This window comes from Paenibacillus sp. Soil750 (assembly GCF_001428045.1).
GTDB lineage: Bacteria > Bacillota > Bacilli > Paenibacillales > NBRC-103111 > Paenibacillus_E > Paenibacillus_E allorhizoplanae.
The window spans coordinates 51,470-71,955 of sequence record NZ_LMSD01000002.1; the positions used below are offsets into that span (position 1 = coordinate 51,470).

Genomic DNA, 20,486 nt, shown 5'->3' on the forward strand with positions numbered 1-20,486 from the left:
ACGGTAGCCGCTTTTATGAAAAAGAGGCATAAAAAAAAACGTCTCCTCGCATTAGCAAGTGGACGTTCATGAAATGGTCGTCATCGACGGTAGGGCTTTTTGGCGCGTGGCGGGCCTAATATCTCTGCCCAAACAACACCTTGAAGAACTTGATCCCGATTCGGTTGATCTGGAAATTGGCTTGCTGTTGAGATCTCATCTGCATAGATGGGCGAACTCGCTGGGGTTCCACTTTTCACCACTTGTGGCGTGAAGGGTGAGGGCTTCTGCTTCTGAGCAGTTGCGGTTGTTTTACCAAGCCCAGACTGATTAAATTCGTCTCGTGTGCGCTCTGGACGACTAGACGGAGCCATATGACCTGGTTGTACTTTCTTCGCTTCTGCAGGCCTTCTAGCGTCGCTTGGGCCGTTACCAAAGGTCGGCATCCCCTTCCTTTGCGCACTCTGCTCAGCTCGCTTGCGTCTGCTTTGTATTTGATAGAAGAAGGTTAACGCTATAATGACCAAATACCAGTTCTTAAATAAAAATGCGATAAGCTGTTCCATTTGATCACCTCACAAACCTTATTCTTTTTCATTTTTTCCATCGTTTACTTTACCTAAAGAGGAACGCATTTGCGTATCGGATTCAATATTTTTGAGATTCATGTAATCCATAACGCCTAATTGACCATTTCGCAGAGCTTCAGCCATGGCAAGAGGTACTTGTGACTCTGACTCAACAACCTTAGCACGCATTTCAACAACTCGTGCTTTCATTTCCTGTTCTGCTGCAACGGCCATTGCGCGGCGTTCCTCTGCTTTCGCCTGAGCAATACGTTTGTCTGCCTCCGCTTGCTCTGTTTGCAAATGAGCACCAATATTTTTACCAACATCCACATCCGCAATATCAATAGACAGAATTTCAAAAGCTGTTCCCGCATCCAAGCCTTTACCTAAAACAGTACGTGAGATCATGTCTGGATTTTCTAGGACATCCTTATGAGATTCACTGGAACCTACGGTTGTCACGATCCCCTCTCCGACACGGGCAATAATTGTCTCTTCGCCGGCTCCACCTACGAGTCGATCAATGTTCGCACGAACCGTAACTCTCGCAATAACCTTTACTTCAATACCGTTCTTCGCGACGGCTGAAACATTCGGCGTTTCAATAACACGCGGATTTACACTCATCTGAACAGCTAACAACACATCACGACCCGCCAAGTCAATGGCCGCCGCGCGCTCAAACTCCAAATGAATTTTGGCACGATGTGCAGCAATTAATGCATTCACAACTCGGTCAACATTACCTCCAGCTAGGTAGTGACTTTCCAATTGATTGACACTAAGATCAATCCCGGCTTTCGTTGCTTTAATCATTGGGTTCACAATACGACTTGGGGTAACCCGACGTAGTCTCATAGCAATCAAGGTAATAATGCTGATTCTTACACCGGAAGCCAGCGCAGATATCCATAGCATAACTGGTACAACACTTAGTAAAATCGATAACACGATGATAATGATGGCCGCAAGCAGCACTAAGTATAAGCCTGGTTCAATCGTCATTTGTTTGTATCCTCCTAATGATTAGGTTGGTCATCCGCGGCTTTCACCACAACACGAACCCCTTCAACTTCCACAACGATAATTGCTTTATTTACGGAAATAAAACTACCATGCGTGACAACATCAACACGTTCTCCTTGAATCAACGCCGTACCTGCAGGTCGCAATGGCGTTATGGCTTCCCCCGTCAAACCAACTAAATTAGATCGATCTGGGCTCGATGTAAAACCCTTGCTCGTGGTTAGCTGCTCCTTGAGAATGAAACGGTTCCAAACGCCGCGATGTTTAAACGTTCTAATTGCTGCAATGACAACCACAATGGCGACTAGCAATGCAATAACTAACATGAACGCTGCTTCCTTAGGATCTGAAGAAGCCATCAGCACACCGCCGAATAGGCAAATCGCCCCTAGAACACTTAGAATACCGAAACTTGGCACAACCAATTCTAAAATCAAGAGAACCAAACCAAGTCCCAAGACGGCTAAGTCTCCAAAACTCGCAAAGCCAGCTAAGTAAAAACCTAAGAAATATAAACTAAAGCCAGCAACCCCCGCCAAAGCCAACAATCCACTACTGAAAAAAAGCAGCTCCAGCGCTATACCAATAATTCCAACCATCAATAATACAGTACCTGTCACAGGGTGAGTCAGAAACGCGGATAGATTATCGAGAAACATCGTCGTTCACTCCTTCCCTTCAAACTTCCTACTCAATAGGTATGTACGTATTAACTTATGAACTGTTTCGGAAATTAGTAGAAATTTTGAAAAAGCTTCTGATCATGTAGAAAAAAGACCAAATGGAATAATCCACTTGGTCTTCACGAAACATATTTGGTATTAACCTAATAATTGTTGAACTAACTGATTGATTAGTTTACCATCAGCGCGTCCTTTAACCTGAGGCATCAATGCCGTCATCACTTTGCCCATATCCGCTTTGGAAGAAGCACCAATTTGCTGGATGGTCTGCTGTACAATGGCTTTCACTTCTTCCTCAGAAAGCTGTTGCGGCATGTACTCAGCTAGAATAACAAGTTCCGCCTTCAGGTTGTCGGCTAGATCGTCACGACCTGCCTTGCTAAATTCTTGGAGGGAATCCTTACGCTGTTTGATCTCACGAGTTAGAACATCAAGCACTTCATTGTCGTCTAAGGGTCTTTTCAGATCAATCTCAGAATTCTTAATCGTAGAACGTACCATTCGAATTACAGAGAGCTTAAACTTGTCCCGACTCTTCATCGCTTGTTTCATATCTTCGTTCAATCGATCGCTTAAGCTCATGTTGCCTCCTAGAACTTTCTTTTACGAGCAGCCTCAGATTTAAGCTTGCGCTTAACGCTAGGCTTGTCATAATGCTTACGTTTCTTAACTTCTGCAAGAACGCCATCCTTAGCGATGGAACGCTTAAAGCGACGAAGTGCAGCATCTATAGTTTCGTTCTTACGAACTCGAGTTTCTGACAACAGTTTTCCCTCCCTCCGAACAGACCATCTAAGACAAAACGGTTCATCAAATCTCATTATAGGTGATAGTAATTAGGGTGTCAATCGCAAAACTGATCTTTCCTACTAGAAAGATTAGTTATGAACCCCAAGCGGTGCCAATCTAGCACCTGCCATCAAATGATAATGCAAATGATGAACAATTTGACCAGCGTTTGCTCCAATGTTCGTGATCACACGATAACCGGAATCTTCTACCTCTAGCTCTCTAGCAATCTCAGCAGCTACACGCTGCATTTGCCCCACGATTACCCAATCTTCTGGCTGTCCCGCCGCTAAAGAAGCAAAGTGTTTCTTCGGAATAATAAGGACGTGAATCGGTGCCGCTGGCTGAATATCATGAAAAGCTAGAATCTGATCATCTTCATAGACTTTCTTAGAGGGAAGATCCCCTGCAATGATTTTACAAAAAATACAATCACTCATTGATCCATTCGTCCTCCCGACAGTGTTATCCTACTTACCTTTAAGTTTATCGGAAAGCGCTCAAAAAATCCAATCCAAATCTTATCGGAGTTACCGATGAGGTTGACTCTTGAGGGATTGATGGATCTTCTTCCATTTAGCTTTTTCGGCTGCTTGAAGTCCTTTGTCCTCCTTGCGAGCCAAATAAGCCAGTTCCTTCTGTAATTTCACATAATTCTGAAAACGCTCCGCGGCCAAAGCTCCCGAGTCCAACGCGGATTTCACCGCACATTTGGGTTCATTCTCATGCTTACAATCTTGAAAGAAGCAATGCTCCGCGTATTCCTCAATATCCTGGAAGGATGTACTCAATCCCTCAGAAGCACTCCAAAGCTGCAGCTCTCTCATCCCTGGGGTATCGATTAGAATACCGCCATCTGGCAATAAAATCAGCTCACGGTGCGTTGTCGTATGCTTTCCTTTGTCATCACCTGATCGAATATCTCCCGTGTTCAGTATATCTCGGCCATAAATACGGTTCACCAAGGTTGATTTCCCTACCCCTGACGACCCTAGCAGCGCAACTGTCTGTCCGCGAGTCATATAGCCAGCAAGTTCATCTAAGCCACGATTCTCGGCAGAACTAATAATGTGAATGGGTACGCCAATGGCAACAGCGGCCACTTCAGCCGCCAACTCGTCTGGGTTCGCGCATAGATCAGCCTTGCTTAATACGATGACAGGATTAGCGCCACTCTCCCATGCTAAGACTAAGTAACGCTCAATGCGGCGAACATTAAAATCTTGATTTAACGCATTTACCAGAAATACGGTATCTACATTAGTTGCAACAATTTGCTCTTCCGTGACTTGTCCAGCCACTTTACGGGAAAACTTACTTCGACGAGGAAGCACGGCATGAATCACGGCACGCTGCTCGCCTTCACGTAGCGATATCACGACCCAATCCCCTACCGCAGGGTAATCTTCGCGATGTAGCGCTTGATGACGCATTTTGCCAGAAACTTCAGCCAACACTTCGCCAACTTCCGTCTGAACGCGATACATATGTTTATGTTCTAAGGAGACGCGACCTGCGACAAATCCTTCTTCGTTAAGATAGGGTTCAAAGGCTTTTTCGAAACTTACATGCCATCCTAAATCTGCTTTATTCAAGTGGTTATTTCATCCTCTCAAGGTGTTCTAAGGTGAAGTATATACCGAGCTGAAGAGTTCCACACGGGAAAGAATGAGTTAGATTATTTAATCCGCGGATCCTTTTTGACACCGGTCAATTCACTTGTAGACTGCAAGTCTATTTTTGCATATAATAAATGTAAATGGATTGTTTGAATGGAGTGAGCGGATGAGTCAATTCATGAGAGCCTCGACCCGCAAAAAGCGTGATGTAATGATGGAAGTTGCTTTAACGATGTTCATGGAGAAAGGCTACGAGAACGTATCTGTCGATGATATTATCGCAGCAACCAGCACCTCCAAAGGAACCTTTTATCATTATTTCAAAAGTAAAGATGCCATTATTTCAGCACTATACAGTAAACAAACGCAACTGATTCAGGATTGGGTGAAACAGCCTCCCTCGAAGGTACAATCGCTAGAAGGTCATATTAATCGTCTATTTTTAGACTTATCGTCGAATATTCAAATGTCACCACGACTAATTCGTAGTTTGCAGGCACTTTCTTTACAAAATGACACGGTAAAATCAGAGGAACTTCAGCAATTGAAAGTCCTGACACAAAGCTTAATGCACTGGCTCCCGGAGCCTAAAAAGATTGAACTGCTTGTATGCATGTATACCGGAACGATTCTCACTTGGTGCAATCAAGATGATGCCGACCTGCTCTCCATGATGAAAAACAACTTAGCCTGGCTTTGGGTAGGACTTCGTTCTGAAGAACCTTACGCATCGTTGCAGGTAGAACCCGTCCCCAAGGAGGAAAAGCGAATGAAAGTAGCCATTATCGGCGGAGGTTTAGCTGGTTTAACAGCAGCCGCATATTTATCAGAAAATCCACACGTAGAAGGTATTCTATTTGAACGCAGTCCACAGCTGGGAGGGCGAGCATTTACGTATGAAAAAGCAGGTTTCACGCTCAACTACGGTGCGCATGCCATCTACGGCATTGATCGTCATACACTGACTACGATGGAACGTGAACTTGGTCTTTCCTTCTCATCTAAACAAGTAGATAAACGGAAAGTCGTCTATGCGAAGCATAATCAACTTACAACCGCACCGCTGGATGCCATTAATTTACTCAAAACTGATTTGCTAAGCACGATTCAAAAAGTTCGCTTTGTAGGCGAAATCGCGGCCATTATTGCTAATATCCACAATATCAAGAACTACGCTACCTTAGCCGACTATCTTGCCGAATCTAACGCAGATGAAGATGTTAAAGAACTATGGGAGCATTTGGTTTGCTCCAACTTCTTCATTACGCCTGAGGATGCTCGCAACGTGTCCGGCGCTGTAATCAGCGAGTATTATCACAACTTGTTCTTGTCTAGTAAGCCTGTTAATTATGTCTTGGGCAGCTGGGCTGTTATCACAAATCAGCTCAAACAAAAGTTGACCACTTCTGGCAAGTGGGAAATCGCCTTACAGGAAGGTGTCGACGGACTTCGTTATGAAGATCGTAAATTTGTATTAAAAACGAAAACACGTGAAATGGCGTTTGATAAAGTGATCTTCGCAATGCCGGTACAACAAGTAGTAAAACTACTTAAAGGTTCGGCTTGGGAGCCGTTCCTTGCCCCATATGAGTCCAATACAGCAACCGAAGTTATGGTTTATGATATTGGATTGAGCCGCGTCGTCGCTAGACCATTCAGTTACATCAGTGACATGGATAATAAACTATTCATCAGCGATGTTTCTGCAACAGACCATACACTAGTCCCAGAGGGTGGACAATTGCTGCAAGGTATCGCTTACCTAAGTGATAAATTCGATAACGACGAGGAACGCAAGGCCTATTTGGACAATAAAACCTCGCAAATGGAAGCCCTATTCGACATGCACTACCCAGGCTGGCGCGATGTCACTGCGGTTAAGCGTGTATCCAAGAAAGCGATGGTTTCCAGTGTGAAAAATATTGCAACCAACCGACTTTTGCCAACTCGCGTGGAAAATATTCCGTTCTACTTCTGTGGAGACGGCTGCACAGGAAAAGGCGAGCTTGCTGAACGCGCATTCTCGAGTGCACGCAGCGCGGCTTTATCCATCGTACAGGAAGTGGAGCAAGCTTTGCAGAACGTATAATCTTGCACAAATGAAACAATAAACAAAAAGCTGCTCAAGATCTGACTTGTCGTCAGAAATTGAAGCAGCTTTTTATTTACGAATTATTTGCTGGTAATGGACACCGTTCTAGTTGCCCCATCCCAGTTGACGATCCCACCAAAAGTTTCACCTACGAATCTAGCAGGCGCAAGTGTGTAGCCATTGACTAGTCTGGCTGGTTCTTCCAATTCAATCGGCTTGCCATTCACATAGACCGTTTTTTGGTCAAGTGTCAGCTTTACGGTAGTGTTCCCTTTGGTTGCCGTGACGGAACGGGTAGCCGCTTCATAATCAACTTTAGCTCCCATTGCTTCGAAAATGGCTCGAAGTGGCGTAAATGTCGATCCATTTACAATGGCAGGGGCTTGTTCAAACTGCTGTACAGTACCATTGATATTCACTGAAACTTGTGATGAAATTCCAAACGTGCGGAACGCCACTTGTTGACCGGATTTATTCAAGACACGCAGCTGTAGAACAGAGCCTTCTGGCACCTCGCCAGCTTTAAGATCTAGTCCGTAAGGTAAACTCGTTTGAGAAGCAATAACTCGACCATTCAGAAGATACTCCACTTTACCAATGTACACTTCAGGTATTTTGATAAAAGGAATGATTCTCGTCTGTTTCGTAAATGCTTGATGATCAGCATCGATCGGCACATAACCTACACGGTCAGCTGGTTTAGCTGCGTCTTTCACTTCAGAAAGTAGATAAGGATTCGCGATCAACTGGCTGTAATAAGTTTGAATATCAGAGGATGTCGATAACGAGTAGTCATTCTTCGCATTATTCATTTGCTGATCTACATTAAAATACGTAATAGCTTTCAATCTTGGATACTTGTAAGGCATAATTTCATACAAACGCTGTAGATTCAACTTCGCCCATTCCGTGTAATCTTCACCAGCCGAATGTGAGTAATGTGGAACGCCAGTCTCACTCAGCATCAAAGGTTTACGGTCCGCATAGGTGTTGTACAATCTTGTAAGTCTTTCAACGTTGCTTGTCGCAAGCATGGATGGCAGTGATGGATCACCATTTTCGTAAGGCTCAATGTATAAACTGACACCAACCCAGTCCACGTACGCATCACCTGGATAGTAGGGATCGATATCATTGGCCGGTACATCTCCCGGGCTCCATACCATAGCCACGTTAGGCGCGTCCGTCGCAAAAACATCATGAAGCATTCTAAACTTCGCGATATACTGTGCAGGATTCCCATGCCATTTCACCCATGCACCGTTCATTTCTCCTGCAAATCGTAGAAAAATTGGAATTCCAGCGGCTTTCGCCTCTTTCGCCCAGCTCCGTAAATAAGCTCCATCTGTAACAGGATCTAGTCCATTGTCTGGCTCCCAAGCGATTTGCAAGGCACCGCCAGCATCTTTAGCACGCTTCGCATAAGAGACTGGAAAGCTTTGACCCCAGTGAGCATAAGCTAAGTAAATCGCATGCTTTTTGCCATAGACAGATTGCATTTTTGTAAATGTATTACCGACTTTAGGATCTTGCTCGGAATACATACCTAAATATGTGCCGTAGACTGGTTCAAACTTAGCTAAGCGTAAGCTAACTGATTGGGAACGCTCCTGAATGATGCTCTCGATATTTTCTTCTCGATACAATTCAACGGTTGTCCGAATTTGATCTGCACGCTGCAATTTGACAGCGCCCCAATCCTTCCCTGCATTGACCCAATATTGATTTTCTTGCTCATAATAATGAATTGCTTGATCATAATCACCGATATCGTCAAAATACTTGTCTAATTTGCCACTGAAAAGGGCCGCATTCTCCCAGTCACCTGCACTTGCATAGTAGTCAGCCAGATATACCCAATGGGGTACAGCTGCTTTGGAATTTCCAGACGCTTGCAACGACTCTGCTTGTGTCCAATGATCCCATACAACGTCCGCACGAGTTGGTGCAGGAGATCCCGCGATACCCGCTGCAAGAATACTAACAGCCAGTGATAGAATTCCTATTCGTTTATTCATTTTCAAGAGATACATACTCCCTTTCAAGGTGTTCTAAAATATTCGCTTGTACTTGATACGTTATCAGAAGCGGAAAAGTAGCATATTCCTCAAAAAAATTACAAAATCCCCTACCTTTCAGATAAAGTTGGCTCGATTTTCATGATTTCAACACGATGGTTCGATCCCTTTTGCAATTAACCATTGTTAAAATATAGAAAAAAGAGTGCGAAAGGGTTTGCATCGTATGAAAAATATAGGGGTAGTTCTCCTGTTGGCAGTTTGTATAAGTTCATTATTTGTTGGTTGTGAAGCCACACTTAACCCCTTGTCCATTGGAATGAAGTCCATCCCTATTGAATCAAGATCATCTGAATCTGCACAGGAAGTAAACATCGAACACGTTTTGGAACCCTTACCAACGGCAAAACCGACAGGATACATTGAAGAAATTAGTCAAACACCTCCCTCTATTCTCGGTACAATCGAAACTGACAGTTCTCCAAGTGTCGTATATGTACAACCAACACCAACCAAACAAGACAGACCAGAACCCTTGCATATTCTTTATGCCGGCGATGCGATGTTCGATTGGTCAGTCAAAGAAGCAATTAACCGATATGGCCCTGATTATCCCTTCTTACATATTCAATCCGAGATCGAACAAGCTGATTTCTCTTTCGTCAATCTTGAAACGGCAGTAACCCTGGAGAATGAAAAGGATACCAATCAGATCTATAATTTTAAATCGAATCCCGAATCCCTTAGTGGTTTGAAAAATGCTGGTTTTGATATGGTATCTGTTGCCAATAATCATTCCATGGATTTCTTGCAGAAGGGGTTTCTCGACACACTTACCCATCTAGATAAAGCTGGCCTGCTTTATGTGGGAGGTGGTCTGAATGCACAAGAGGCGTACCGAGCAAAGAGCGTTAATGTGAAAGGAAAAACAGTGAAATTTCTCGCCTTCTCTCGGTTCATCCCAACCGGGGATTGGTTTGCAGGTAAGAACAAGCCTGGTATTGCTCAGGCCTATGATCGAAAGCCAGTGCTTGATGCGATTGCTCGGGAACGCGAGAGTGCCGATTACGTTCTTGTCTATTTGCATTGGGGAGTGGAGATGAATAATCGCCCTGAGGTATGGCAGCGCGAATTTGCCAAACAAATGATAGATGCAGGTGCAGATGCCATCATCGGGAGTCATGTGCATGTGTTACAAGGTTTTGAATATTACAAAGGCAAGCCCATTGCCTATTCGATCGGTAATTTCCTATTCCCTGACTATGTCACTGGTCCCAAAGCGGACACAGGTCTACTCCATTTGAAGCTCGATGAAGAACAAATCGAGATGTCGTTTCAACCTTTTTACATTGAAAAAAATCAAATCGTCCCCAAAGGTTCCGTGTACGAAGAAAAGCAATTAGCTTATTTGAAATCTATCTCTTATGGGGTGGCACTCGAGGGGCAGACGATTCGACCAGAAATCGGGATCGCCAGTAAATGATTGAGTCGTGGAACTATGTAAATGGAACTGCCGCTGGCTATGAAACAGAAACAAGGATTGCGATCACCTCGTTTTATGTGAATAGCCTTCGGAATTCCAGTTCTAATACTTATTTTATTTATGGGATTTTACCAAAATAGCTCTTGTACGCTTCCGTTGTTGCGCCGTCAAAGGCTGTACATAAGAGGCATCGCCATGAGGTGCAGCTCCTTTTATTTTACCTGCCGTATACGTGCCACCCGCAGCTGGAATAGCCGTACGTACCCCATAAGATGCCATAACAACACCGATCGGATTACTTATTGAACGAGAGCCATCCGCTGGACCAGCGAAATTAAGCGCTACCGCATAGCGATCACTGGAACGGAGCCATACAGAGCCTGAATCACCTGGAAGTGATACGGGACCCGAAGTTCCTACAATGACAGTCTGATTGCGAAACAACAGCGTACCTAAGCTGCCTCCATAAGTAACACGCACATCGACATTATTAGACTCCACAGTTCCTCTTACAGCACCTGAAGTACGACCTGATTTAAACACTTGAAGTCCAACAGGATAGCTTAGAAGATGGCCTGGCACTGTAATTAAGTCGCCCGATGCACTGCGTAAATATTTTGGGTTTAATAGACTGTTTGAGGTTGGAAGGGCAATAGACGAATCCTGAAAATTAACTTCACCAGGACGTAATGGCACAAATTGATACGCTCTCCCTACACGATCAGCCCCCGATGTTCCGCCATCTGCCGGACCAGGTTGAACCGTTTCGGAGAATGCAGAAGAATTATTTCTGATCAGTACATGGTTGTTACTTAGGATGTAAAGTTGATTATTTTTGATTACGATTAAACCAGCAGTCCCTGTCGAGGAGGGATTCGTCTTACCAATGCTCACCCCGCCAGGGACTGGACGATTTCTACTTTGAAAAGTAGTTGCCTTGTACACTTTGGGTTTAGGAGCCTTTAACACATGTGCTTTGAAAGAATCCGCAGAGAGAAAACGCACAGGAACAGACGAACCTAATTTAGAAGCAACGCTTTTCAAATTATTTAATCCTGATGGCATGATTTTTTGATTGGTGTACACAATGACACTCGCACCCGCGGTTGGTTTTTTGGGATCTGCGTATCCGACGCCGACGCCCATAACCTCTGCCCTTTTCAATAATACAGGCGAGAGACGATTCTTATGTTTCAGTGCTTCATGAAATGTTGCCATTCACATTCCCCTTTTCGTCATGTTGGTGCAGTGTATGCCAACTTGTACGATTCGGCATGATGCCTTTACCTAAGGAGCTGGCAGGAAACAAAAAAAAGGCTAATGACCGATAGCGGGTCATTAGCCTTCATTTAGGTGATAGAAATGAGGAGCGCAGCGTAGTGAAAGCTGTGCTCCATCGACTATTCCGTGTTCAAAAATAGACTTATTGAACAATTCAATTAAAGTTCTTCAAGAGAAATACGACTCCCGCGGCCAGATGGTTCTGCGGGTTGAACAATTAATTTACGTACGAGTCGTGCACGGAGTTCGGGTACGTGAGAGATGACACCCACAGCTAATCGATCTGTATGCAGCTTCTCTAGCGCTCCTATGACCATGTCTAGCAACTCTTGGTCCAGTGTGCCGAAGCCCTCATCGAGGAAGAAAAACTCTAAAGGATATTCGCCTTTTAGCTGAATCTGAGCGGACAAGGCTAACGCTAATGCTAACGAGGTAAGGAAGGTTTCCCCACCAGAAAGCGTGCCAACTGGTCGCTTCACCCCACCATTCGCATCGTCACGAATGACGAAGCCACCGCCAGAGTCGACCTCAATCCCATATCGTCGACGCGTTAACTCACCCAGTCGCTCAGATGCCGCGCGGCTTACTTGCATTAACTGCTCTTCGGCAAGGTACTCGACGAAGGCATTCGCCTTGAGCACGGCTTGCAGCTTGCCAAGCCGTTCTAGCAGCGTCGCCTGCTCAACGCGCTGCGCTTCGAGCTCGCACCAGCGCAAGTGCCGCGCAGCGAGCTCGCTGGCGCCCTGCGCCGCCTTAGCGCGCGCTTCCAGCGCGGCCTCGGCGCCGGCCTTCGCGTCGCTCAGCTGCGCCTGCGACTGCGCCCATTCGGCCGCGCTCAGCACGCGGCCCTGCAGCTTCGCTGCCAGCTGCGCCAGCTGGGCGCGCAGCGCCTGCTCGCGCTCGCGGTGCTCCGCCGCGAGCTGCGTCCACTGGCGGCGCTGCTCAGGCGCCAGCGCCGCGGCCTCTGCGGCTTCGCGCGATGCGAAGCCGCCTTTCTCGAGCGCGCTGGCCAGCGCGCGCTCGGTCTGCGCCAGCTGCCGCGCCGCGGCGGCAGCTGCTTCGGTGGCGGCGCTGTAGCGCTGCGCCGCCAGGGACTGCTCGCGCTGCGCAGCAGCGTGCGCGAGCTTGGTCATCTGCGCGAGCTGCCGCAGCTGTGCAAGCGCGGAGGTCGCCTCCGCGATGAGCTGCGGCACCGCCGCGCCAGGCGCGCGCAGAGCGAGCTGCCGCGACTTGTCGGCGGCGAGCAGCGCGAGCCCTTGCAGCCGCTCATGGAGCTGCAAAGCCGTACGCTCGCGCTCCTGCGCAGCAAGTTGCAGCTTGTCGATGTTGACGAGCAGCTCCTCGAGGAAAGGGATGCTTTTCTCAATTCGGCCACGCAGCTCATCCGCCATCCGCTCATGATCCAGGATCTGTTGGAGTTGTTCTTCAACAATTTCCCAGCTCAGCTCTGCGAATCGCTCTTGCCACTGGAGAACTTGATCTTGGATAGCAGCCGTCAGGCCACTTAATCTAGCTTCAGCTTCTACAACCAAGCTAGCAGCCGCTTGCCCTTGCGCTCCTAGGACTAAATCTTGTTGTGTCAATTGTACGTGTTCTTTGAGCAAATGTTCATATGCCTTCCCAGATGCTTCCACTTGAGAAGCAAGGTTTTGAGAAGCTGAATTCACACTCTCCCATGCCTTGTTCCAATCTTCCAAGCTCATGACCATAAGCGAACTAAGTGGACTTACTTGATCACCGATTTCTTGACCTGCTGCAGCTTCTTGAAGCGCAAGGTCCCGGCCAGCAACTTCTTCTATTTGTTTACTTATCGCTTCATCAGGGAAACTCAAAGCTGCAGCCTGCTTATGTTGATCCGCCATACTTCGAATGAGTTGCAACCCTTGATACTGACTTTCTTTCGCTTGCTGCAAGTACGGTTCGATTTGATGCAGTAAGTTTTCAGAAACGCTGTTCTTATCCGAATCCTCTGCGTTTACGCTACTCTTATGCAGCGCTGGATGCTCTAGAGCACCACACACGGGGCACGATTCTCCCATTTCCAATTCTGAAGCCAACAAAGCAGCCAAGGCATGACGTTCTTGATGCTTCAATTGCTTTCTTTGCTCTTCCAACCACCCTTGCAGACCAGTCGAGAAAGCTGTAAATAAGCCTTGTTGTTTCTGTAATTGCCATTCAATCGAAGCACTAGCTTCAAACCAACTTAAAAACCGAGCATACAACACTCTCTGTTTGTCCAAAATCAATGCTCTCGATTGCTCCACAGTGTTACATGCATTCACTTTGTCAACTTTGTTTCGTTGTGCTTCTAGCTCTTGAGCCTGAAGAAGAAGTATAGCCTTTTTCTCCTGCACAGCGTATTGCAATTGTTGCCTCTTCGCAGCATCCGTCTCAACCAGTTTTAATTGAGCTTTCAGTTCTGTTTGTTTGGCAACCGCTTTTTGCTTCGTTTCATGCGCTTTCGACATATCCGCACGCAAACTTAATAAGGCTGATTTCACTTCAGCTTCTTGTGTTTGTGCTGCTTGAATTTGCGACTGTACTTGTTCGAGCTCCTGTCCTATCACAAGCGCTTGTTCCAATTGATCCAAACGCAGCAATAATGGCCCTTCTTGTGCGACTAGATCCTGCCCCGCTTTATCAAAAGCAAGCGATGCTCGCTGAAAATCAGTTTCCGAGCTGGCCAGGGATAACGTTGCCGTTTCAAGAAGTGCTTTGCTTGACAACACATCTTTAGCAGCCAGTTTATGTTGATCCAAGTAGGGTATAACCCGCTCCGCTTGTTCAGCCAGCTTTAGGATCTGTTCTTTTTCAGCAATAAGTTCTTCTTGTTCATGATGCTTTCGCTGCTCTTGTTCAATACCTTCCGATTCCTTTATCCATTGATAGACTTGTTTGTTTTCTTCGTAGGCCTTCTCCTGTTGCTCCAAATGAAGTCGACTTCGAACCGCCTCTTGTTCCGTTTCAAGAAGTCTTCTATTCGCTTCCTCCAAAGCTGCTGTGGTCGCATCGCCCAAGCCCTGCTGTTCAGCAGCAAGCTGTTTAACGGCACTGTCCGTTTCTTTTACTTTAGAGCTGACTTTTGAGCTTAATTGATCCCCATAGGTTTCAAGATGGAAAAGACGTTGCAGCATTTGCCTGCGATCTTTGCCTGTCAAAGTCAAAAACTCTGCGAACTTTCCTTGCGGGAGCACGACTGCTCTTGTAAAATCCTGCATAGACAGACCGAGTATATTCTGGACCTGTTGATTGACTTCGCCTGCCTTATCCGCCAGCACAATCGTTTCGTTATCGCGTATATGTAAGAGACGTGAAATCGTTCCGTTAATGGACATTTCAGCTCCGCGCTTGAATTGCCGCTCTACTCGGTATCGCGCTGTGCTCGATGCGTTCGTCAGTTCAAATGTAAAAGAAACGAACAGCGTTTGCTCCGCATGATTCATGATCGCTTGTGTGCCACCGCTTGCCCTTTCTACTTTGCCATAGAGCGATAGCGTTATCGCATCTAAGATCGATGATTTCCCGCTGCCTGTTGGTCCAAAAATACCAAACACACCCGCATCTACGAGCTGGCTAAAATCGATCGTTTGCAGCTCTCGATAGCTTTGCAAACCTGACATCTGTAACTGAATTGGACGCAATTAATTTCCTCCTTTCATTCACATCACAAAGTTATCCACAAGCATTAGTTGGGGAAAACAATTTGCTTGCTAGCTGTTCACGTACATCCATCCCTGCTCAATTAATCGCCGCCAGTGGTATCCCCAAGATCTTTCTCTTGCAGCAGCTCCAAAAATAATTGAACTAATGCAGGCTCAGGCTGTGCGCCTCCTGTTTGGCGCGCATAGAAGCGTGTGAAATGCTCTTCCATCGAAAAAGCTGCTCTCGGCATCGCCGAACGTACAACTTCCATTTCCGGATAGATGGGCCGAATGTGAATGAATCCTTCGTACGCTTTACGTAACGATTGTATTTGTTCAATGGACATAGCCGATGTCATCGTAATCTCCAAATCGATCCATGCCGTGCTATCCCGTTGCTCATCTAACCATTGATGAACCTGCCCAATGCCTTCCTTTGCCTTCCAACTCACTAAAGGGCGTCCGGAGTTCAAGAAAATCTCCTTGGGTTCGGCTACCTGCCCAGGGGCAAGATCAAGTATCGTAACCGATTTGGCTTGACCCTCTTCCGAGAAGCTGTAGGCTAACGGCGATCCACTATATCGAATGGGTGATGCTGCCTTCACATTTTGCGGACGATGCAAATGGCCTAGCGCAACGTATTGTGCTCCCGCTGTCAATGCCGTTGTATCAACCGTATAAGCGCCGCCTACTTGAATAGGTCGCTCAGACTCCGTTTCATGCCCTCCAAGGACATACAGATGACTCATAATCAAATTCACTGTACTAGCTTCAAAGGAAGCTGCCTGTTTGCGAATGAGTGCCCCTACTCGCTCCGAATATTTGCTGCGCAGCACTTCTTCCTCCGCAACCTCGGACAACAACTCCTTCAAACGTGATTCCGAAGGATACGGCAAAGCGATTAGTCGTGCAAGCTCACCCGTACGCGCGATTCCAATCGACTGAATTTCTTGAATTGGCAAACCTATCAAGGTGATTCCTTGCGTTGCTGCAAGCGGACCCGAAGCTGCAAGTCGATCCGGATGATCATGATTGCCTGAAATAATCGCTACATGTCTTTTCCCGCCATCAGCTAATCTCGCAATGCCTTCATAAAACAACTGCTCCGCAGCAGCAGGAGGATTCACACTGTCATAAATATCTCCTGCAATCAACACCAGATCAATGGCTTGATCTTCCACGATGCGCACCAATTCATCCATAAACGCGATTTGTTCATCCATCCGACTTCGACCTTCCAAGGCTCGTCCAAAATGCCAATCCGCTGTGTGTAAAATTCGCATGTCTCATCTCCTTCCTAACCCTGGTTTGGCCTTCGTTTTCTATGACTACATTTCCACCAACTTCGCACCATCAAAGAAATAGAGGAATTTCCCGTGTATCGGACGTTTCCAGATATGTTCCACAGCTCGTGCGTACAAGCCTATTTGCTTCTCATAGCGTAGTTGAAGTTCTGATTCCGTACTTCCTCTAACAGCATCTGTTTTATAATCTACGAGAACGAGTCCCAGTTCATCTTCAAATAGACAGTCAATGACCCCTTGAATAAGTACAGTCTCACCAAGCGTTGATGGATCCGTCTCCGAATAAACCTCATCTGCAGGAAGTCCATAGCTAAATGGAACCTCACGCTGAACATGATGTGACTGAAGCATTCTTTTGCCAACCGACGTCTCAAAAAACTTCAATATGACAGGAATATCTACCACATCACGCTGCTCCTGCGTCATGGTTTGTTTGTCCAACATCTCCTGAAGTGTCGATTGGATACTTGCCACTGTAGGCAATTCCGATAGGGACATATTTTGCATAACAGCATGAACGACAGTCCCTTTCTCTGCCGCAGTCAGCTTCTTCTCTTCCATAAATCTCGGTCTACGCCATATCGAAGGAGCTTGTTGACTGGTTTCTAACGCAGGCCCCAGTATAGATGTGGTATCCACAGAGTTCGGTGACTCCAACTCATCTGCGATTCGGTTGATTTCAGATAATCGTTTCATCTCCGAAACTGTGGTTTTGGCAAAATGTTTAGGTGCACCTGGAAAATCATATTGCCAGGATAAACGCTCATCTAAAGCATCTTTCCATTTCCCCGATGTAGTGACAACCTCTCGTTGCTGAATGGCCATAAATCGATCTTGATCTGGCTCGAAAGCCGCATCTTCTAAAACATCCAACTGCTGCAAGCTTTCTGGCGTAATGATAGATAGTTTCCATTGCGAGGAATCACGCAGCAAACGTACATCTGAAGACATCTCACTAATGCCAAGTCTTTCTCGCCACAAGACTGCATCAGGATGACGAAGCAACGCCGGTCCTACCCAATCCAGATAGCTCTTCGCTTTCGCTAACTCAAAATCAGGCAAGTACCAAGCCTCTCTTGATAAGTGACGTCCCCATCCGCGCAAAAGTTTATCAAGAGATTTCACAGTGCCTAATAGGTACAACTTCTCGCGCGCTCTCGTAAGAGCTACATATAGAACACGCATTTCTTCAGCTAGAAGCTCTAGTTTCAGCCTCTTTTTAATAGCAAGAGAAGGTAACGTCGGGTAACTGACACGAAGCGTCGTGTCTACAAATCTCGGTCCAAAGCCAAGCTCTTTATGCAATAAAAATGCCTCATTCAAATCGCGTTGATTAAACATTTTCGTCATACCCGCCACGAATACCACAGGAAATTCCAGACCCTTACTCTTATGAATAGACATAATTCGTACAACGTCTTCCTGTTCACCCAACGCACGCGCGGTTCCAAGATCGCCACCGCTTTCTTTCATCCGCTCAATAAATCGTAAAAACCGGAATAATCCACGCAAGGATGTACTCTCGTATTGTCTAGCTCTATCATAGAGCGCCCTTAAATTGGCTTGTCTTTGCATGCCGCCAGGCAGGCCGCCAGCGAAATCATAATAGCCGGTTTGTCTAAAGATACGCCAGATTAAGTCAGCAAGAGAGCCCTGCCTCGCGTCATTTCGCCATTGTTCTAATTGTTCAAGAAACACAGTCAATTTCATCGACAACTGTTCATTCTCATTATGGGTATTTTGCCCGGCAGTCCGCAGTACAGACTCATAGAAAGCTACGGATTTATCCGCAACTCGAATTTGTGCTAAATCTTCAGCAGTTAGCCCCACCATCGGCGATCGCAAAACAGCAGCCAAGGGTACGTCCTGATAAGGATTGTCGATGACCTTCAATAAGGAGAGCATTGTCTCGACTTCGGTTGCCGAGAAGTACCCTGTGCTGAGCTCAGCATAAGCAGGTATTCCCTGCTTCTTCAGCTCGTCGATTATAATGGGAGACCACGCTTGGGTTGCTCTGAGTAAAATCACGATATCCCTGTAGGTTACCGGCCGATTGCCGCCAGTTCTTTTATCAAACACCTGAAAAGCTTCTTGATTCTCAGCACCTAATAAACCCCTGATTTGACGAGCAATGGTACGTGCTTCCAACTGCGCAGTTTCCAGCTCTTCTGCTTCCAAGGCAGGATCAGTCCCGCTTTCAGCACCATCAACGTTCGATTCGTCCCCATTTTCTTCCGATTCTTCCACGAATGTATCGCTTTTGTCGGCTCCGTCTTTCGCACGGTCTATGATCAGCATTTCCACAGAACAATCGGATGCGGAAGGCGGATACCCAGCTCCGTACACCAGTTCCGCACGCTCATCATAAGCAATTTCACCGACAGTTTCATTCATCATTTGTTTGAAAATAAAGTTAACTGCATCGACGACTTGAAGACGACTTCGGAAATTTCTAGCTAAGTCAATTCTTCCACCGGTCATTTCTCCACCAGATGTTAACTCTTTGTTAGATCGATACGCTTTGTATTTCTCTAAAAACAGACCTGGCTCTGCCAATCGAAACCGATAAATACTTTGCTTTACATCGCCAACCATAAACCGATTCCCAGGCTTAGCTGTTGAAATCAGCTCAACAATGGCTTCTTGAACACGATTCGTATCCTGGTATTCATCCAGGAGCACTTCAGCAAATTGTTTCCGATACGCTTGAGCAGCTTCTGAAGGGTATAATTCACCTGGCATGGAACCAGGTGCACTAAGAATTTGCAAGCAGTAATGCTCCAAATCAGCAAAGTCAATCAGACCCTTCGCTGCTTTAGCAGCTTGATATCTTTTGCCAAAATCAACGATAAGATCGACAAGGACATGCAATAAAGGAGCCATTTCTGCAATTTCTTGATGAAATTGCTCTGGTGTCCGTCCGAACAATTCTTCTTTTAATTTGTTAATTTGATCCTTCGCCTTGTTCCGTAGTTCTTTAACTTCTTCTTGTAGTCCTTTATCAAAATCATCGCCTTTACAGGCTTTGAGCTTGCCGAACTCTACCGTTTGAAAACCAAGATACAAGACGGACCAGGGATATGTCGTTGTTTCCAGTAAATTCTGAACGAGCAATAAATCATCACGAAGATTATCGATATAAGGAGCAGGTCCTCCCGGGGATTCAGCAATATACATGGCTTGTCCTAGCAAGTCCGCTGCCCCCTCTAGTTCAAGGGAAAGATCACGAATAAGACTTTGCTCCCAAAGTGAATAATCCACTGGTGCAGATGCCGCGGCAACAAAAGGCAGGGCCTCTTCAACTATTGCGTTTGCCTCACCCACACTCACTTGGTCAGCTTGATCTGCTCGCGGACCGAACATAGAAGCTGTTCCTCTTAACCAATGCTCTGGCCAAGGATGACTGCGAGATACATCGTATAGCTTCTGAATGAGCTGCATAATCGCGCTATCGTTACGTTCACCACTGAAGGAGTCTACCAATTGCCAAAACGCACTGTTCTCATTACTTTCCGCGTAATATTCTTCAAGCATCTCTCCAAGCAAATCTTGACGAAGCAATTCAGCTTCTGTTTCATTCGCTATCCGAAAGCCAGGGTCTAACTGGATAAGACTAAAATACCGTTGTACAACCTCTAAACAAAAGGAATGCAGCGTAGTAATGGACGCTTTACCCATGAGTGCAAGTTGCTTTCGCAGATGCTGGGAATGCGGCTGTTTCATGAGTTCCTTCTCAAGTGCTTCTCGAATCCGATGCTTCATTTCTGAAGCTGCTGCCTTCGTAAAGGTAGCAACGAGTAATCGGTCTACATCAATTGGCTCCCACTCATTGGAGATCCGTCGAATGATTCGTTCTACGAGTACGGCTGTCTTGCCAGAGCCCGCAGCAGCGGCAACCAGCATATTCTGCCCCTTAAGGGTTATCGCGTCCCATTGATCGTCCGTCCATGTACTACCGATAGGCTTAGGTTCTTGCTGATGTGTCACCTTGTACGCTCCTTT

14 protein-coding genes are annotated in these 20,486 nt (G+C 46.2%); 2 read left to right on the plus strand and 12 right to left on the minus strand.

Annotated elements, in window-relative coordinates:
- Positions 1–80: 80 nt before the first annotated feature.
- The 7 genes from ASL11_RS03485 to rsgA form a co-directional block, all read right to left on the minus strand.
- A complete protein-coding gene (locus ASL11_RS03485) occupies positions 81–545 on the minus strand; it encodes a hypothetical protein (RefSeq protein WP_056609738.1) in 465 nt (154 codons plus the stop codon).
- Between the two features lie 18 nt (positions 546–563).
- Positions 564–1,553, minus strand: a complete 990-nt coding sequence (floA, locus tag ASL11_RS03490) for a flotillin-like protein FloA (RefSeq protein WP_216626290.1) — start codon at positions 1,551–1,553, stop codon at positions 564–566.
- Between the two features lie 14 nt (positions 1,554–1,567).
- Positions 1,568–2,233, minus strand: a complete 666-nt coding sequence (locus ASL11_RS03495) for an NfeD family protein (protein ID WP_056609740.1) — start codon at positions 2,231–2,233, stop codon at positions 1,568–1,570.
- Positions 2,234–2,395: 162 nt separating this feature from the next.
- Entirely contained in the window at positions 2,396–2,839 is a 444-nt protein-coding gene (locus tag ASL11_RS03500; RefSeq protein WP_056609742.1) for a GatB/YqeY domain-containing protein, read from the minus strand.
- A gap of 8 nt (positions 2,840–2,847) precedes the next feature.
- Positions 2,848–3,021, minus strand: coding sequence for a 30S ribosomal protein S21 (rpsU, locus tag ASL11_RS03505; RefSeq protein WP_028558020.1), 174 nt, complete (start codon positions 3,019–3,021; stop codon positions 2,848–2,850).
- Positions 3,022–3,135: 114 nt separating this feature from the next.
- Positions 3,136–3,486, minus strand: coding sequence for a histidine triad nucleotide-binding protein (locus tag ASL11_RS03510; RefSeq protein ID WP_056609744.1), 351 nt, complete (start codon positions 3,484–3,486; stop codon positions 3,136–3,138).
- 90 nt (positions 3,487–3,576) lie between these two features.
- Positions 3,577–4,641, minus strand: a complete 1,065-nt coding sequence (rsgA, locus tag ASL11_RS03515; protein WP_056609747.1) for a ribosome small subunit-dependent GTPase A — start codon at positions 4,639–4,641, stop codon at positions 3,577–3,579.
- Between the two features lie 190 nt (positions 4,642–4,831).
- On the opposite strand from rsgA, the gene ASL11_RS03520 reads away from it, so the two are divergent.
- Positions 4,832–6,754 (plus strand): FAD-dependent oxidoreductase, encoded by a 1,923-nt coding sequence (locus tag ASL11_RS03520; protein ID WP_056609749.1) that lies wholly within the window; start codon positions 4,832–4,834, stop codon positions 6,752–6,754.
- An 83-nt stretch (positions 6,755–6,837) separates the two neighbouring features.
- Here ASL11_RS03520 and ASL11_RS03525 read toward each other — a convergent pair whose 3' ends face one another.
- Positions 6,838–8,775, minus strand: coding sequence for a stalk domain-containing protein (locus tag ASL11_RS03525; RefSeq protein ID WP_235550370.1), 1,938 nt, complete (start codon positions 8,773–8,775; stop codon positions 6,838–6,840).
- A 253-nt stretch (positions 8,776–9,028) separates the two neighbouring features.
- Between ASL11_RS03525 and ASL11_RS03530 the strand changes: the two genes are divergently transcribed.
- Entirely contained in the window at positions 9,029–10,258 is a 1,230-nt protein-coding gene (locus ASL11_RS03530; protein WP_235550362.1) for a CapA family protein, read from the plus strand.
- A gap of 114 nt (positions 10,259–10,372) precedes the next feature.
- On the opposite strand, the gene ASL11_RS03535 is transcribed toward ASL11_RS03530, so the two are convergent.
- The 4 genes from ASL11_RS03535 to addA all read right to left on the minus strand — a co-directional run bounded on the left by ASL11_RS03535 (position 10,373) and on the right by addA (position 20,471).
- A complete protein-coding gene (locus ASL11_RS03535; RefSeq protein WP_063795469.1) occupies positions 10,373–11,476 on the minus strand; it encodes a hypothetical protein in 1,104 nt (367 codons plus the stop codon).
- A gap of 221 nt (positions 11,477–11,697) precedes the next feature.
- Entirely contained in the window at positions 11,698–15,180 is a 3,483-nt protein-coding gene (locus tag ASL11_RS03540; protein WP_056609753.1) for an AAA family ATPase, read from the minus strand.
- Positions 15,181–15,281: 101 nt separating this feature from the next.
- Complete coding sequence (locus tag ASL11_RS03545) at positions 15,282–16,463, minus strand: exonuclease SbcCD subunit D (RefSeq protein WP_056609755.1); 1,182 nt, start codon at positions 16,461–16,463, stop codon at positions 15,282–15,284.
- Positions 16,464–16,508: 45 nt separating this feature from the next.
- Positions 16,509–20,471 (minus strand): helicase-exonuclease AddAB subunit AddA, encoded by a 3,963-nt coding sequence (gene addA, locus ASL11_RS03550; RefSeq protein ID WP_056609757.1) that lies wholly within the window; start codon positions 20,469–20,471, stop codon positions 16,509–16,511.
- Positions 20,472–20,486 lie beyond the last annotated feature (15 nt).